The following is a 17,333-nucleotide window of genomic DNA, read 5'->3' on the forward strand; positions in this document are numbered from 1 at the left end:
AGTGAATGATATCATTGTTTATCATTCACTCAGGCCTTCGCCATTAATGCCGGGTTCTTAAATTCCTGCTACTTCACCAGTTTCAGTTCATTGATAATATTCTTCGCACCACCGAGTTTTTCAACGCACCACAGTACGTAGCGTATATCTACGCAGATAGTACGATTGTACTCAGCGTCGAACTGAATCTTATGGCTGAGGGCTTCGTAGTTACCATCGAACGCCAGGCCGATCAGTTCTCCGTTTCCATTGATCACAGGAGAGCCGGAGTTTCCACCGGTGATGTCGTTGGTAGTAATGAAGCCTACAACGATATCATTGCGTTTAGCATCTTTATACTGGCCAAAATCTTTTTTGTTATACAGGTCGAGATAATTAGCCGGCAGATCGAACTCATAATCACCAGGTACATATTTCTCCATCCCTCCTTTCATGGTGGTTACATAATCGTAATGTACGGCATCACGAGGTGCATATGGTTTTACCTGACCATAACTAACCCGCATGGTAAAGTTCGCATCAGGGTACCTGTTGCCGTTAGGGCTCATCTCCATTACGCCTTTCAGGTAGGCACGGCCGAGGTCATTGATTTTGCTGTTGAACTGGTTGTATAAAGGCAGATATTTACCAATATAATTCTTCACAAAAGCACCTGAATAGGCAAATACAGGATCATTCTGCAGTGTTACCGCGTCGGGGTTGGCAAGGAAAGCTTTCCATTTGGCATCATCAAAGATCATGGTGTTGTTCATCAGGGAAGTAGCCCAGAGACGGTAGGTATTGTCATCGTCCAGGGAACCGAACTTTGATTTGAGGCCTTCGTAAAAACCAATAGGGTGCTGGTCTTTTGCGATGTCGGTATAATACATATGGCAGGTAGCCGCCAGTATTTTCTGATCGCTTGGTTTATTTTCACCTTCCAGGAATGTTTTACGTGCTTTATCCGCAGCATCGAGCGCTTGTTTCACAGCATCTTTGGGAGCACCCGGAGTAGTCAGTGCTTTTTCCACACTCATCAGAGATCCGGCAAAGCCAGCCACAGGGGAGCCAAGGATACCTTCAGTCAGGTATATACGTTGTTTAGCATAGGGAGTCCATGCTTTGTAAGCATCTTCATAAGACGACAAAATATTCGCAAACTCAGGTTTTCCCTGTGCCCATTTGGCAAATGCAGCTTCCTGTTTTTGTTTGTCTGCCAATACGCCATGTTTTTCCAGCTGTTTGGTTTCTCCATCGAAGAATTTCCAGTAGTTGGCGATACCGGCATAAGAAGAAGCTAACTGCAGTTTTACAGCAGGATCTTTCTTCATCTGCTCAAACATGGCTTTCAGTCTCGCATCGCGCAGATTTACCACAGAAGGATTTTCGATGCTGGTTTTCAGTTTCACACCGTAAGAGGTTTCATAACGATTGGTACCACCGGGGTAACCGAATATCATTGCGTAATCGTTTTCCTTAACCCCTTTGATGGATACCGGCAGGAAGTGTTTGGGTTTTAACGGTACGTTGTCGGCCGCATATGGTGCGGGCTTACCATCTTTACTGGTATATACACGGAAAATGGAGAAGTCGCCGGTATGACGGGGCCATTCCCAGTTATCGGTATCACCGCCGAATTTACCCACACTTTCAGGAGGCGCTCCTACGAGGCGTACATCTTTAAAACGTTCATAAACAAACAGCAGATACTGGTTGCCTTTGAACATAGGTACCACTTTAGCTTCATAATCAGTGTTAGCGATGGCTTTGGTGATAATTTCACCAAAAACAGATTGTTCTTTCTGAGCCCGGGCAGTGCCGTCCAGGCCTTTCACCGCCTCTTCCACTTCTTTGCTGACATCTTCCACTTTCACGAGGAACTGAACAGAAAGTTGAGGAGAAGATATTTCTTCCTGTTTATTTTTTGCGTAGAATCCGTTTTTGAGATAGTTATGTTCTACAGAACTGGCTGCTGCAATGGCGCCGTAACCACAGTGGTGATTGGTGAATATCAGGCCTTCATTGCTTACAATTTCTCCCGTACAACCACCACCAAAAATAATGATAGCATCTTTCAGAGAGGCTTTGTTGATACTGTACAACTGTTCTTTGGTCAATTTGAGTCCTTTTTTCACCATGTCGTTGTACGTTTGTTGCCCCAATAAATAAGGCAACCACATGCCCTCATCTGCTTTGGCCCATTTTATACATACACCAAGCAGTAAGAGCAAAACCAGTAGTTTTTTTCTCATATTAAGTCAGGTTTTGTTTTAAGGATCTCAAACCTAGCTATTTTTTCGTTACCGGGCGTAGTTATAAGGTACCAGTGGCCTGAATTATGTAAGAAATATTTCTATATGACAGACGGATGAACCAAAAAACTGGAATATGATTTGATAAATGGGGGCCGGTTATAATGCTATGCCAGGATTTCCAATTAACTTAAAAACTGTACAGACTATGAAAAAGATATTTTTGCTGGTGGGTATGGCTATCCTCTTTGCCTGTAATGAAAACCGCGAACAACAGGAAAAGAAGAAAGAAATAAAAGATAGCATGCAGCAGGCGGCAGAAGATGTTAAATCGGCCGCCAACAATACAGAAGATTATTTAACAGCCCAGAAACAGCAGGCAGAAGATGCTATCCGGGAGCGGATCAAAGAGATAGATCAGACAACCCGGGAGTTGAAAAAAGCCGGGGATACGAAGAGTGAGGAAGCACGACAAAAACTGGAGACATTGAAAAGCCAGATGAACCGTAAACTGGAAGACGTAAAGAAGAGTTCTGCCGGGAAATGGGACAGCACCCGGGCCGCGGCTGATCAGCTGATGAAAAAATCAGACAAAGAGTGGACTGAATTCAAGCAGGAATTCAAAGATCTTTTCAACAAAGAGTAAATGATCAGGTTCAAAATTCGGGACCCCTTGTTCCTTGAACATTAATCTTGTAATTTTACCCGGATTAACAGATTTGAATTTGCTACTTTCTTATTATCAGGAGTTATTGACAGAAGCCGGCTGTGATGAAGCCGGAAGGGGATGCCTGGCGGGTCCGGTATATGCAGCAGCAGTAATATTGCCCCGGCAGTTCCGTCATCCATTGCTGAATGATTCCAAGCAATTGAAAGCATCAGAACGGGATACATTGCGGATAGTGATTGAAAAAGAGGCTGTTTGCTATGCAGTAGCCAGTGTGGATAATATAGAAATAGACAAGATAAATATACTGAAAGCGTCATTCAAGGCCATGCACCTGGCTTTGGAGCAGTTGCAGCAACAACCTGAATTCATACTGGTAGATGGCAACCGCTTTTATACATATGGGAATACACCTCATGCCTGTATTATTCAGGGCGACGGGAAATATGCGTCTATTGCGGCCGCATCGATCCTGGCAAAAACGTACAGGGATGAATATATGCAACAATTGCACACCTCGTATCCTCAGTTCGGCTGGGATGTGAACAAGGGGTACCCTACGAAACAACATCGTGATGCACTGCGGGAGCACGGTGAAACGCCATTTCACCGGAAATCATTCCGTTTGTTACCGGAGCAACTGGAACTGGATCTCGAATCGGAATCCGGGTCCTGATCCTGAGCTGTAAGAGGCTGGCGGCCTGTTAATATGTAACTATTCGTTAAAAGCCCGTGACTGATGGCTCCGTTAACCTTATACTTATTATTTTTGCCCTGATTGGGAATAATTATGTTAAAGCAGACACAACAGCAAAAATTATTACAGAAGCTTTCACCCCAGCAGATTCAGTTAATGAAACTGCTGCAGGTTCCGACTGTCAATCTGGAAGAGCGTATCAAGGAGGAGCTGGAGGAAAACCCGGCCCTGGAGTACGGTGAAGAGGCTGGTGATGACGAATTCAAGGAGCAGGAGGAATATGAAAGTCAGGCTGAAGATGAGGAGGAATTTGAACCGGATGGTAGTGAAAGCGAATACGATAACATTGATATTTCCGAATATGTGAGTGATGGAGATGATGATGTGGCGGATTATAAACTACGCGACGATAATTACCCGGATCCGGATGAAAGCAATAAAACCATACCGATCCGCGTGGAAACCTCCTTCCACGAGCACTTACTCAGCCAGCTGGGTATGCTGGAACTAGATGATCACCAACATGCTATCGCTGAACATATTATCGGCAGCATCGATGACGATGGTTATCTGCGCCGGGAAATCAGCTCTATGGTAGACGATCTGTCGTTTTCCCAGAATATCGATACAACGGAAGAAGAGATTACATCACTGATCAAAAAGATCCAGGATTTTGATCCGGCCGGAGTTTGTGCCACAGATCTGAAAGAGTGCCTGTTGCTGCAGCTGAAGCGCAAGTCGCAGGAAGATCCGGGGGTACACAACGCTTATCTCATTCTGGAGAACTATTTCGACGAGTTTACCAAGAAACATTACGAGAAGATACAGAAAGCACTGAGCCTTTCAGACGAAGGCCTGAAAGAAGCCATCACACAGATTATCAAGCTTACGCCGAAACCAGGAGGTAACTTTGCCACCCTCAACAAGGCGGAAAGCTATGTATTACCCGATTTCTTTATCGTAAACAATGCCGGCAAACTGGAACTGACGCTTAATTCCCGCAATGCACCCGACCTCCGCATTTCCGGAGGCTATCGGGAGATGCTCAAGGAATATGACCGGGGCGATAAAAAAGATAAACGTCAGAAAGAAGCTGTATTGTTCATCAAACAGAAAATAGACGCTGCCAAGTGGTTTATAGATGCCATCAAACAGCGCCAGCATACCCTGTTATCAACGATGGAGTCGATCATGGATTATCAGCGTGAGTTTTTCCTCACAGGAGATGAAACTACCATGAAACCCATGATCCTCAAGGATATCGCCGACCGTACCCAGCTCGATATCTCTACCGTCAGTCGCGTTGCCAACAGTAAATACGTACAAACAGAGTTCGGTACCTTCAAGCTGAAGTTTTTCTTCTCGGAGTCATTATCCACTGATAGCGGAGAAGAAGTATCTACCAGAGAAGTGAAAAAGATCCTGTCCGACCTGATAGAAGCAGAAAATAAACGTAAGCCGCTGAGTGATGAAAACCTGACGAAAATGCTGCAGGACAAAGGTTACAATATCGCCCGCCGTACAGTAGCCAAGTACAGGGAACAGCTCAACATTCCGGTAGCCCGTTTGCGCAAAGAACTATAAGACCATACCATGCAAGAACACGCTGTTTTAGACAGAAACGGAGATTTAAAGATGGAGCCGGAGTTTTCTCCTGCCATGAAAACCGTGGCCCAGGTGATCTCCTGGATCTCTCATCCTTTGTTTATTTCGCTGCTGGTCACATTTGTGGTACTGGCCTTCATCCCGGAGTATATGGTGCCGTTCAAACCTCTTAGCAAACGGTTCCCGTTCGATGTTTTATACATAAGGGTACTGATCATCAGTATAGGATTCCCTATGTTGACCCTGCTGCTGGCGAAAGCACTGAAATTTGTTTCTTCCATATACATGAAGTCTCAGCGCGACCGGATCATTCCTTATGTGGCGATGATCATTTACTACTTCTGGGCATTTTATACCTTCAAGCAGGAAGGGCGTGCACCGAGGTTTTACACGGCATTTTTCCTGGGCGTTTTTCTTAGTATTTCCATTTCTTTTGTCAGCAATAACTTTATTAAGACCAGCATGCATGCAGTAGGCTGGGGCGGCGTAATCGGGTTTCTCCTGTCGCTCATGTGGGGCATGCATATGAACGTATCCGTTCCGCTGGTGATCACCTTTTTTATAGCAGGCCTGGTAGCCACGGCCCGGCTGATACTGGCAGCACATACAGAGCGCGAGATCTATATCGGGTTTCTTATTGGTATTGTTTCCCAACTGGCAGCCTGCCTGATCCTTGTAAAATAAACAGAAAGATATTTACCATTCCGCCCTGTTCCCCGCTGATAACCCTGATTGCAGGATTATCAGCCGGTGAACAGGATTCAGTGTTTCAGAATGGTGGGGAATATTTTTTGGGGTTTGACCTGTAGCACTTTCATCGTAGCTGCCGGGGACATTGGATGTAAGGCCGTAAGGCAGGCTAACAAACAATTTAACAAACAATTCGAGGGGGATTTAACTCTAACAACTAAACTTGACAATACAAAAGTCTGATATTCCCGGCGCTTACTCAAGCGTATAACTACGCTTTTTAAAAAAGCAGTAGTATTCTCATTTTACTTTCCGGAAAATTTTTTTGAAGAATTGTTATTACGCAAATTCAATGCGTAATGAGTTGGCATCTTTGTTATGCCATTGCGGGTTAACCCCTTTTAAAGACTAAAAAGTAGTTTCTTTGACTGATATAAGTAAAAAGCGCTGAGAATACTATTTAATTTAGCATTTAAAAGAAATTGCTAAAATTTTTAGGAAAATAAAAAATAAGATCATAACTTAGCATTCCAATTGAATTGCTTTCTGTTCGTGATCGGGTATCTATTAAATTTGTAAAAACATTAATTATATGTCTACAGCCAATGCAGAAAAACTGAAGGCCCTGCGCCTCACAATGGACAAGATCGAGAAAGATTTCGGTAAGGGATCTGTGATGATGATGGGAGAAAAAGCAGATGCACCGATGGAAGTTATATCCACAGGTTCTCTGGGTCTGGATATAGCACTTGGAATAAATGGTTTACCGAAAGGCAGAATCATCGAGATATATGGTCCGGAATCTTCTGGTAAAACAACCATTGCTATTCATACAATTGCAGAAGCACAGAAAAAAGGTGGTATCTGCGCTATTATAGATGCGGAGCATGCCTTCGACAGCAGCTACGCCAAAAAGCTGGGAGTAGATGTTGATTCCCTGCTGATTTCCCAACCAGATCATGGTGAACAGGCCCTTGAAATTGCTGACCGCCTGATCCTTTCCGGAGCAGTAGATGTGGTGGTAATTGACTCCGTTGCAGCCCTGGTACCTAAGAGTGAGCTGGAAGGGGAAATGGGAGAAAGCAAGATGGGATTGCAGGCCCGTTTGATGTCGCAGGCATTGCGTAAGTTAACGGCAACTATCGCCAAAACCAATTGCTGTGCGATCTTCATCAACCAGCTGCGTGAAAAGATCGGTGTAATGTTCGGTAACCCGGAAACTACAACTGGTGGTAACGCATTAAAATTCTATGCTTCAGTAAGGCTGGATATCCGCCGCATGAGCCAGATTAAAGATGGTGATGAGGCTATTGGTAACCGTGTGAAAGTAAAAGTGGTGAAAAACAAAGTAGCACCTCCTTTCCGTCAGGCAGAATTCGATATCGTTTATGGTCAGGGTATTTCCAAAATGGGAGAAGTGATCGATATGGGTGTTGAATATGGCATTATCCAGAAAAGTGGTAGCTGGTTCAGCTATGATAGCAATAAACTGGGTCAGGGCCGCGATGCAGTGAAACAGCTGCTGGGCGATAATCCTGAGCTGGCTGCTGAAATCGAAACAAAGATCAAAGCAAAAATTGCCGAAAAGCAGGAAGCAGAGTGATATAGCATGAAGGCAGCGAATGAATAGCCAATCTCATCAATGATGACATTGAGGTTATTGATCCCGTATTGCAACTTATTTATAACATTGTAATGTTCCTGATTTTTTGAATCATATTAAAATTAAACCTTAGCATATAAGCACATATAGAAGTTAGTTTTAGTTTTAGTAAGCATTGGGTTAGTATGCACATCCCTGCCTTATCCTGGGCGGGGATTTTTGCTCTCTGGAAATTGCACGCTGAATATTCCTGATGGGGCCACTGATCCGGGAACCGTGATCACATGTGAATAGTAAATTCCAGGGAAAATCCGACAGATAATTGCGGAGGAAATAAATAAAAAAGCCTTTCCGGATTGGAAAGGCTTTTATTTATGTATAGCTATCTGAATCTTATTTCACAAAAACTATTACGCTTCTGCTTTCAGACTCTTTGCTGATCTCTTACGCTCTTCCTCATCCAGAATGGTTTTACGCATACGGATGTGGTTAGGAGTAACTTCAATACACTCATCATGCTGGATATACTCCATACATTCTTCCAGTGTCATCAGAATCTTAGGAGCAATGTTTGCAGCGCCGTCAGTTCCGCTCGCACGCATGTTTGTCAGCTTCTTTCCTTCATTCGGATTCACCACCAGATCACCAGGTTTGTTGTTCTCTCCGATGATCATACCCTTGTATACCTCTTCTCCCGGATCAACAAAGAAAGATCCTCTGTCTTGCAACTTATCCAATGAATAAGCAGTAGTAGTACCCGCTTCTTTCGCAATCAGTACACCATTGTTACGGCCGGGGATAGGGCCTTTCCAGGGTTTATAATCATTGAAGCGGTGCGCCATCACAGCCTCACCTGCAGTAGCGGTCAGCATCTGTGTACGTAATCCGATCAAACCACGGGAAGGAATCTCAAATTCCAGGTGCTGCATTTCACCCTTGGTTTCCATGATCAGCATCTCTCCTTTACGACGGGTTACCAGGTCGATTACCTTGCTGGCATATTCCTGCGGAACATCCACTACCAGGGTTTCATATGGCTCACATTTCTTACCATCAACATGCTTAACGATTACCTGAGGCTGGCCTACCGTTAATTCATATCCCTCACGACGCATAGTTTCAATCAATACGCCTAAGTGAAGAATACCACGACCATACACCATAAAACTATCCGCACTGTCAGAATCCATTACGCGCAGCGCCAGATTCTTTTCAGTTTCTTTCATCAAACGATCGCGCAGGTGACGGGAAGTAACAAACTTACCATCCTTACCAAAGAATGGAGAGTTATTAATACCAAACAACATGTTCATGGTAGGTTCATCCACGCTGATAACCGGTAATGCTTCCGGTGCTTCCCCATCCGCAATAGTATCTCCGATATTGAATCCTTCAATACCTACAACTGCGCAGATATCTCCGGCATAAACTTTCTGTACCTTTCTCTTACCTAACGCTTCAAATACATACAACTCACGAACTTTCTGTCTCTTCTGGGTACCATCAGCCTGCATCAGGGTAATCCACTGTCCTTCCTCAATAAACGCACGGGTTACTTTACCCACCGCAATACGTCCCAGGAAGGAAGAGTAATCCAGTGAAGTGATCTGCAGCTGCAGATTTCCTTCTGGCGTTTTTGGCTCAGGTACATACTCCAGGATGCCATCCATCAACGGGGTGATGTCTGCACTTTGCTCCAGTGAACTATTGAACCAGCCATTCTTACCTGAACCATAGAAGGTCGGGAAGTTTAACTGGTCTTCAGTGGCATCAAGATTAAAGAACAATTCAAATACTGCATCATGCACTTCATCAGGACGACAGTTAGCTTTATCAACTTTGTTGATAACTACGATAGGCTTCAGATTCAACTGCAATGCCTTATGCAGTACGAAACGGGTCTGCGGCATCGGACCTTCAAAAGCATCCACCAACAAAATAACGCCATCAGCCATTTTCAATACCCTTTCTACCTCACCACCAAAGTCGGCGTGGCCCGGAGTATCAATCACATTGATCTTCGTTCCTTTGTACTCAACAGAAGCATTTTTACTGAATATAGTGATACCACGTTCTCTTTCAAGATCGTTGTTATCCATGATCAGTTCTCCAGATTCCTGGTTTGCCCGGAATACATTGGTCTGATGCAGAATTTTGTCAACCAGCGTAGTTTTACCGTGGTCTACGTGTGCAATAATTGCAATATTACGAATGTTCATATGCTTAAATCTTTAGCTATCAGCCATTAACAAAATTTACGCTAATAGCCACAAAAAGAAGGCGCAAAGGTACGAAAAGCTAACGAGAATGATGGTAAGACGTTTTAAATAAATGTAATCATTTGGTCAGGTCTCCATATTCGCACACAAACAATTGAATATCAAATAGTTTCATTCACTGCCTGGCTCAGTAACAGGCATTTTAGGAAAAAACCGGCCCCTGCCGGATACCAGCGTGAAAAGGCCCATACTCGTAAGTTTCACCGCCGGCTGCGATCCGGCATCTTACTCACATTAAAGCCTACACGAAATTTTCCTGGTACCGGGGAGGAGATACTTCCCTACTTTGCCATCTGTTCCAATACATATTCCAACGCACTTTGATTTGCAGGGTTATCAAGTGCATGAGCGATATCGAGTTTCTCGCGGGAGGTAAGGTGCCACGACAGCGCAGCTCCTTTATCATGTTGCTGTGGAACGTATTGAAAAATAACCCGGTGGAATTTATTGGGAAAGTACCCTTCGATGTAATTCAGCAGATCGTCCTGATCGAAGTCCTGCATAGCGCTCCAGTGCTGCTGCATGGTAAAAAGCGGCTCAAAGACCAGATCGCTGAGATCTTTCGTTTTTTTAATCGGACTGATCTCGTTTTTGCGGGTATCTCTGATTTGTATATACACAACACCACTCGTATTTTCATTGATCCATTTACTGAAAGTAAATAAATAGCGCAGCGTTGTTTGCTGCCCGAAGTTATCACGGATACCGGCGTCCATCACATCCACAATAGGATTACTGGGCAAAAAGGCGTTAGGCAGCACATAGGGAAAGGTGGCACACATGCGGATAGCGCTGGAAACCCGAAGGTCCATAGCATCCTGCGCCGCAAAATACTGCCCGAAATCCACCCCGTCCACGTCTCTTACCATCCGTGTCGGATACAGATACTGCGGACTACACAGGTAACTGATCGGCTGTGGAGAAATCATCAGCCGTCTGCCATCTGCATTAATAGTGGCGTTCCAGATCAGCATAGGAATCTCCCCGTTGAACTCCGCCAGGCGGTAATCACCAATCGTTTTATCCAGCACCCCACCTGTATTTTCATTTAATTGCCGCTCAAAAGCATATCCCCGGTCCTTCGCATATTGGTTATGCCCCATCCTGAAACTTCTCCATGGCGCAATAAAGTCATTTACTGCCATCGCCAGGAACACGGAATTCAAAAGATCCATGGATACCCTGTCGACATAAACTTTGTTCTGTAACTCGATATGCTTTCCGTGCAGCTGCTCATAATAAAGTTCCCGAAAATAAGTTGCCCCCAACATTCCGCCTGAAGCGCCCGTCATCAATACGGTATGCTTCATCAGACGGCCTTTCAGCAAACTGTCGAGCCGCTGCAACACATTTAACGTCCAGGTGGCAGAACGACTTCCCCCTCCGCTGAAGTTCATCACTATCAGCTTCGGCTTCTGATCTGCCGGGAACCTCGCCCTCCAGTTGTTCAGGATTTTCAATGTCTGTTTTCTGTCGGCTTCATACTTCTCGCGGGTAAAAAATTGTTGCAGGGCTGTTACTGAGTACTCCGGGCGATCCTTCTTCTGGCGATAATTAAGGCCATAGGCCTTATTCCTGTTATCAACCCAGTTATGTTCCACCATCCAGTTCAATCCGAAGAGCATTACAAGCAGAATTGGGATAGACCAGGTTTGCAGCATATAAGAAAACGCTCCGGCTACTCCGATCAGAAACGCGAAGAATATCAGTACACTGGCTCCGGCGGGAATTCTAAATACATCAAACTCCATCAGGTGCGCAAGAATTACCAGAAATATCAGGGCTCCTCCTACCGTAATCATCGCCGCAAAGTGATGCTGCTTGAGAATACTATCGAGGTAATGCTTATTATAATGCTCTACATTCCTGGCCCTGCGAATCTTCCAGGGGGTAGTAAAATAGTTATGAACAGGCAGCGCATTTTCATCGGGCTCCTGTGTTGGCTTCATGATCATTCTCAGGAAGTTGCGGGTACCTCCGAAGCGTTTCTCGAGCCGCCTGCCTATATTTTTATCTGCATTAAAAAAGTAAAAAAAACAGAAGAAGAAAATAAACAATACGCCACATACGAACCCCTCCGACAGCAGCAGGGTGTCGGCTATACTGCTCAACTGTTCATATCGTTGGTATTCCCATCCCCTGTAAATCATACAGATAATAAATACCAGCGGAATAATCGAATTATTCAAACAATATTTAAAAAACGGCTGAGTGGTGGTGGCAAGAAACTTAAACCGGCCGGTATGAAGGATAAAGGTGGTAATTTGCCAGCTCATGATAAACATGCCTGTACATAAGCCCAGGATAGTTGTACTATAGAAATTAACTTTCCCAAGATATTCCGGCGCCAGGAAAAGGGCATCTCCTCCAAAAACCTTAGCGAATCCGCCGTTAATGGTGCTAAACAATATTACCCAGAAGAGCAGCAACACCTGGTACTTCCGGAAATGCAGCAACAGCAACTGGATAGGGAAAGAATAGTAAATTTTTATCAGTAATAACTTCACCTTCATCAGACGATTATTACAAATAAACCTACGAAAATTTATGGATTTACGGTTGTTGCTGCACAGGATTTTATCCCGGGAAAATGACTTATACGGCCAGATTTTCCTGACGGGCGCCGGCTGATCCCATACTCAGGAATAAAGTCCATATCAATGATAGTAATAACAGCATTCCAACACATTGATGCAGGATACCATAACTGATTGGGATTTTCACCTGACTGTTCAACAGTGTCAGCACGCCCAACAGCACCTGTAATAACACCAGCAACAGAGGCAGGTATCGGATAGCATGTAACTGGCTATGGATGGGCGCTTGCGAGGCTTTCCACCACCAGATACCAATCAGGATGGTAATCACGTAGGCGAGTCCGCGGTGGATGAATTGAATGGTAATGGGATTGTGCGCAATATCTACCCAAAAGCCGCCCTGTGAAAACATTCCGGCGGGTACCCACGATCCATTGATATCCGGCCAGGTTGCAGCCGCTAATGCAGTATGTAATCCTGCCATAAATGCACCATACACCAATTGCACGACCAGCAATACCAACAGCCAGATATTCAGTTTTTTCAGTCCGGGTACAGTTTGTACTTCCACAGGTTTTACACTGAGTTTCAGCGCAAACCAGAATACATAACAAAGTAACACCAGCGCAGAAATAAAGTGAATAGCCAGGCGGATATGGTTTACATACAGATTTTCCTCATTCAATCCGCTCTTCACCATGATCCAGCCAATGAGCCCCTGCAGGCCTCCCAACGCAAACAATATGATCATCGGATTAATCATACTGCTGTTGATTTTCTTCTTCAGTACAAAATAGATGAACGGTATGATAAACACGATCCCCATCAGCCTCGCCCAATCACGATGCAGCCACTCCCAGAAAAAGATGAGCTTAAAATCAGATAAAGTAAAATGATTATTGATGTACTTATACTGCGCTATCTGCTTATAGCCTTCAAAAGCCTTTTCCCAGGCAGCCTGATTCATTGGAGGAAACGCGCCCAGCAACGGCTGCCATTCTGTAATGGATAATCCGGAGCCGGTTAAGCGGGTGATCCCTCCCAGCAATACCTGTACTATTAACATGCCCACTCCTATATATAACCAGATGGCTACGGGGCGGTTACTCTTTAATGTTACTGCTTCCATAAACGCTGCAAAAATAGGGAATGAATGCTGAACAAGGTTGCTAAATTCTCACATTATTTTAACAAAGGCGTAATGTTCTGTTAATCCTATCGTAGGAGCTTTGCATTGAAAATTTAAACGGCACCATTGTATTAGCTAATACCGCCCTCATTAAAGAAAAAGAAAAAGAACACATTAAAAAATTAATGTCATGAAACATTTAAGATTTGTTGTTTTAGCACCCAAAGCAGCAGTATTAATTTTAGCTACTATCCTTTTCCCGATTTTACACGCTGCCTCCCAGTCCAAAGCTTTTGCATACAACGTAGCAAGACTGGCAAGCGCAAAACCGGTTAACAACGACGCACCTGTTGAGAACTTCGGCCTGCATGTGACTCAACTGCAGAAGGATCAGCTTTTATTCCAGTTGTCTGTAGACAATCCTGGTAATGAAAAACTGACTCTCTACATAAAAGATAATTTCAACAACACATTGCACCGCGAAGTTCTTCCTGCTACGCTCCGCTTTGAAGCCCGCTACAACCTGGCTTCTCTCGAAGATGGTAACTATACTTTCGAAATCAGAAATGGTAAATCCAAAGTAGCAGAGAAATCTATCGGCATCAAAACCGAAACGCAGGTAAACAGAAACGTTTCCGTAGAATAAGATCCTCAGCCATAATTTTTATTAAAACAAACGGGAGTTCCACTTGATGTGAAACTCCCGTTTGCTTTTTTATTTGTGATGGCCGGTTGTTAACGGGTTGCGTCGTACAAGGCTTCAAACATTTTTTCCCTTGTATGCAGGGCCGACAGTTTCGTATTGGCGCCCCCGTTAGGATACACCCGGTTGCTGAGGAAAATAAAAACCAGGTTGCTGGATGGGTCTGCCCATACACAGGTTCCGGTAAATCCGGTATGCCCGAATGTTGCTGCCGATGCGCTTTTTGCAGGATAAGGCTCCCGCCGGGTTGCATTGTCTTTCTCCGGTTTGTCAAAGCCTAATCCTCTGCGGCTGATACGGCTGTTGTAAGCTGTAAACAGCTCTATGGTTTCAGGTTTCAGGTAACGTACACCGTTGAAGGTTCCTTTATTCAGCAGCATCTGCATAATAACACCGAGGTCGTGGGCATTGGAGAATAGCCCGGCATGGCCGGCTACTCCTCCAAACATGGCTGCTCCCGGATCATGCACATCACCACGCAGCTGCTGCATGCGGAAAGTATATTCGCGCTCAGTAGGAACCAGCCGCGACAACGGAAAACGTTCCCTCGGTAAAAACCCGGTGGTACCAAGCCCCAGCGGCTCGTAGAACGTTTCACGAACATAGTCGTTCAGCTGCTTACCCGTGAGCTGCTCCACGATTTTTCCCAGGAATATGAAATCACAATCGCTGTATACATATCCCTGTCGTGGTGAAAGCTTGCTATCGAGTATCTTTTGCCACATCGTGTCGATGTAGCTGTTTGCTATATACATCCGCTCGGCCACGCGTTTCTCATGCGTTGCATCGGGGGTGGTATGGAAGATCACGGTATCCGGCGAGCCGTTGTTATAGAGCGTTTCTTTGTAGAAGGGAATAAACGGCACCAGGCCCGCCTGATGCAGGAGGATGTCGCGTATCTTCATACCTGCCTTGTCGGTTCCCTTTACCATCGGAAGATATTCGCCGAGTGAAGCATCGAGGCTGAGCTTTCCTTCGTCATACAGGCGCATTACCGCAAGTGTGGTAGCACAGATCTTGGTAACAGATGCGAGGTCGTATATCGACTGTGGTGATACCGGCTCTGCCTTGTTGTATTCGTAGTGGCCGAAACAACGGTCATATACTACCTTACCATTTTTCATCGCCAATATCTGCGCACCGGGTGCACCGTCGCGGGCAATCATGTCCTCGGCAAGGGCATCGATTTTCAGCAATGCCTGCTCATTCAATCCGGACTCCTTTAATGAGGCTGCCGGCAATGTTGTATATTGGTTTACCTTGTATATAACACCGGTGCCTGAAGGCAATGCCGGACACACTGTCACTGGCAGTTTACCCTCCGGGCCCAGTTTACCAAACAACAGATCTGCTGCTGCCCGTTGCGTAGTACTATCATCTTCATATGCCGCAATGATATTTGGCGCCTCGCAGAAATACTGAATGGCATACGGATTACCAAATACCACAGTTGCAGAAGGCATTTCCGATTGCAGCTGCCTGATGATAAGCCGCTGTGCCATCGACAGGCCAAAGTTGCCGGCCGGGCGACGGCTGTAATTGTGAAGGCTGATGATAACCGCTTTATAATCGCGCTGTATCCTTGATACAATAGGTGCAATCTCCCCTATTGTCTGACGGGAACTAAAAATGAATCCGTCGGTACCTGGTTTGTATTCTTTTATTGTCTGGAGAAAAGTATTGCTGGCATCTGCGCCAACAGCAATTACTGCCAGTTTCTGCTGGGTCATTGCCGGTGAGAACGGCACGAGCTGCTGACTATTTCTTATGAGGGTAATTGATTTTTCCGCAATGCGTTTGTTCAGTGCGATGGTACCTCTGTTCAGGTCTTCTGTCAGGTGGTCGGTATCAATATGCTGCGGTTTCCATAAGCCCAGGTTATACTTAGCGCGAAGTACTTTCTTCACCCGTTCATCCACTTCTGCCTGGCCGATCTTTCCCGCTTTGATGGCCTTTTTTATGGCCTCCACACTGCCTGCGGCGGTAGACGGCAATATCATCAAATCATTTCCCGCCAACAGCGACTGTAAGGACTCCTGTCCTTTGCTATAAAACTTGGCTATTCCTTTCATTTCCAGCGCATCCGTTACAATCAGGCCCTTATAACTAAGTTCTTCTTTTAACAGTTTGGTCACTGCGTTATAGGAAATAGACGTAGGAGTGTTGGGCTTTTTATCTATTGCCGGTATGTAGAGGTGTGCAATCATAATGGAACCAACGCCTGCTGCAATGCTCTGGCGGAAAGGATACAGCTCAAGAGAGTCCAGCTGTGCCCTGCTTTTATTGATGACAGGCAAATCAAGATGCGAGTCTACATTGGTATCCCCATGACCCGGAAAATGCTTGGCACAGGCCATAATCCCGGCATCCTGCATTCCCTTTATAGTAGCTACTCCCATACGGGCTACCTGGTATTTGTTTTCTCCGAAAGACCGGTCGTTGATTACGGGGTTAGCAGGATTATTATTCACGTCCATATCAGGTGCGAAATCCAGGTGAATACCCAGGCGCCGGCATTGCTCTCCTATCAGCTTTCCGGCGTCGTATGCCAGCGAAGAATCCTGTGCTGCTCCTATCATCATATTGCGGGGCAGGGAAATAACACTGTCCAGCCGCATGCCTAGTCCCCATTCCCCATCTATAGCCACCAGCAGTGGCACTTTAGAGATCGATTGGTAATAGTTAGTAAGATTGGCCTGTCTCACCGGTCCTCCCTGAAAGAAGATCACGCCACCTACCTTATTATCTCTGATATCTTTAATTACTGCATTAATGTGGTCCTGTCCGAGGTTGGAATGAGCCCTGATCATGATCAGCTGGGCAATGCGCTCTTCGGGAGTCAGCGACTGAAAAACGCTGTCGGCCCACTGGGAAGCTCTGTCCTGGCTGAGTATTGCCGGTTGCTCCGCTTTTGCTTTTTTTGTTTTTTTCTTGTCTTTATACCGCAAGGGTGCTGAAATAGCATTACCTGTTAACAATAAGCCTGTTAATCCTGCAACCAATAATTGTTTCCTCATATTATAAACTTACAAATAATCAAGTGAATATCCGGAGGGTATATTGAATATCAAAGAATTACTAATAATGATCATATGATTTTGTTAGATAGAAAGTAATTCATTAAATTAGAATACCCTGTTGAAGATAATTTATCTATTCTGGTTAAAATTTGAATGATATTTACAATTTTGT

11 protein-coding genes are annotated in these 17,333 nt (G+C 44.9%); 6 read left to right on the forward strand and 5 right to left on the reverse strand.

The annotated features are described in order from the left end of the window. Nucleotides 1-68: 68 nt before the first annotated feature. Nucleotides 69-2,231, reverse strand: a complete 2,163-nt coding sequence (locus UNH61_RS28960; protein ID WP_326995498.1) for a S46 family peptidase — start codon at nucleotides 2,229-2,231, stop codon at nucleotides 69-71. A gap of 208 nt (nucleotides 2,232-2,439) precedes the next feature. Between UNH61_RS28960 and UNH61_RS28965 the strand changes: the two genes are divergently transcribed. From UNH61_RS28965 to recA, 5 genes are all read left to right on the forward strand, one after another. Continuing rightward, on the forward strand, nucleotides 2,440-2,877 hold the full coding sequence (locus tag UNH61_RS28965) for a hypothetical protein (protein ID WP_326995499.1): 438 nt from the start codon (nucleotides 2,440-2,442) through the stop codon (nucleotides 2,875-2,877). Nucleotides 2,878-2,956: 79 nt separating this feature from the next. After that, complete coding sequence (locus tag UNH61_RS28970) at nucleotides 2,957-3,574, forward strand: ribonuclease HII (RefSeq protein ID WP_326995500.1); 618 nt, start codon at nucleotides 2,957-2,959, stop codon at nucleotides 3,572-3,574. Between the two features lie 114 nt (nucleotides 3,575-3,688). Further along, complete coding sequence (gene rpoN, locus UNH61_RS28975; protein ID WP_326995501.1) at nucleotides 3,689-5,179, forward strand: RNA polymerase factor sigma-54; 1,491 nt, start codon at nucleotides 3,689-3,691, stop codon at nucleotides 5,177-5,179. A gap of 9 nt (nucleotides 5,180-5,188) precedes the next feature. Further along, the gene (locus tag UNH61_RS28980) at nucleotides 5,189-5,884 is read left to right on the forward strand and encodes a hypothetical protein (protein ID WP_326995502.1); all 696 of its coding nucleotides are present in this window, start codon (nucleotides 5,189-5,191) and stop codon (nucleotides 5,882-5,884) included. A gap of 598 nt (nucleotides 5,885-6,482) precedes the next feature. Then, entirely contained in the window at nucleotides 6,483-7,493 is a 1,011-nt protein-coding gene (gene recA / locus UNH61_RS28985) for a recombinase RecA (RefSeq protein WP_326995503.1), read from the forward strand. Between the two features lie 410 nt (nucleotides 7,494-7,903). Here recA and typA read toward each other — a convergent pair whose 3' ends face one another. The 3 genes from typA to UNH61_RS29000 all read right to left on the reverse strand — a co-directional run bounded on the left by typA (nucleotide 7,904) and on the right by UNH61_RS29000 (nucleotide 13,438). Beyond that, nucleotides 7,904-9,712 (reverse strand): translational GTPase TypA, encoded by a 1,809-nt coding sequence (gene typA / locus UNH61_RS28990; protein ID WP_326995504.1) that lies wholly within the window; start codon nucleotides 9,710-9,712, stop codon nucleotides 7,904-7,906. Between the two features lie 341 nt (nucleotides 9,713-10,053). Next, entirely contained in the window at nucleotides 10,054-12,285 is a 2,232-nt protein-coding gene (locus UNH61_RS28995; protein WP_326995505.1) for a patatin-like phospholipase family protein, read from the reverse strand. Nucleotides 12,286-12,367: 82 nt separating this feature from the next. Beyond that, entirely contained in the window at nucleotides 12,368-13,438 is a 1,071-nt protein-coding gene (locus tag UNH61_RS29000; protein ID WP_326995506.1) for a COX15/CtaA family protein, read from the reverse strand. 190 nt (nucleotides 13,439-13,628) lie between these two features. Here UNH61_RS29000 and UNH61_RS29005 point away from each other — a divergent pair, with 190 nt between their 5' ends. Next, nucleotides 13,629-14,084 carry a hypothetical protein gene (locus UNH61_RS29005; RefSeq protein ID WP_326995507.1) on the forward strand — a complete coding sequence of 152 codons (456 nt, stop codon included), beginning with the start codon at nucleotides 13,629-13,631 and terminating at the stop codon, nucleotides 14,082-14,084. Nucleotides 14,085-14,173: 89 nt separating this feature from the next. On the opposite strand, the gene UNH61_RS29010 is transcribed toward UNH61_RS29005, so the two are convergent. After that, the gene (locus UNH61_RS29010; RefSeq protein WP_326995508.1) at nucleotides 14,174-17,158 is read right to left on the reverse strand and encodes a glycoside hydrolase family 3 N-terminal domain-containing protein; all 2,985 of its coding nucleotides are present in this window, start codon (nucleotides 17,156-17,158) and stop codon (nucleotides 14,174-14,176) included. Nucleotides 17,159-17,333: the final 175 nt, after the last annotated feature.

It is taken from the genome of Chitinophaga sp. 180180018-3, assembly GCF_037893185.1.
In the GTDB taxonomy this organism is placed as follows: Bacteria; Bacteroidota; Bacteroidia; order Chitinophagales; family Chitinophagaceae; genus Chitinophaga.

Bases quoted from the DNA above. Each gene is read 5' to 3' on its own strand.
- UNH61_RS28960 (WP_326995498.1), bottom strand. From the start codon at position 2,231: ATGAGAAAAAAACTACTGGTTTTGCTCTTACTGCTTGGTGTATGTATA.
- UNH61_RS28965 (WP_326995499.1), top strand. From the start codon at position 2,440: ATGAAAAAGATATTTTTGCTGGTGGGTATGGCTATCCTCTTTGCCTGT.
- rpoN (WP_326995501.1), top strand. From the start codon at position 3,689: ATGTTAAAGCAGACACAACAGCAAAAATTATTACAGAAGCTTTCACCC.
- UNH61_RS28980 (WP_326995502.1), top strand. From the start codon at position 5,189: ATGCAAGAACACGCTGTTTTAGACAGAAACGGAGATTTAAAGATGGAG.
- recA (WP_326995503.1), top strand. From the start codon at position 6,483: ATGTCTACAGCCAATGCAGAAAAACTGAAGGCCCTGCGCCTCACAATG.
- typA (WP_326995504.1), bottom strand. From the start codon at position 9,712: ATGAACATTCGTAATATTGCAATTATTGCACACGTAGACCACGGTAAA.
- UNH61_RS28995 (WP_326995505.1), bottom strand. From the start codon at position 12,285: ATGAAGGTGAAGTTATTACTGATAAAAATTTACTATTCTTTCCCTATC.
- UNH61_RS29000 (WP_326995506.1), bottom strand. From the start codon at position 13,438: ATGGAAGCAGTAACATTAAAGAGTAACCGCCCCGTAGCCATCTGGTTA.
- UNH61_RS29005 (WP_326995507.1), top strand. From the start codon at position 13,629: ATGAAACATTTAAGATTTGTTGTTTTAGCACCCAAAGCAGCAGTATTA.
- UNH61_RS29010 (WP_326995508.1), bottom strand. From the start codon at position 17,158: ATGAGGAAACAATTATTGGTTGCAGGATTAACAGGCTTATTGTTAACA.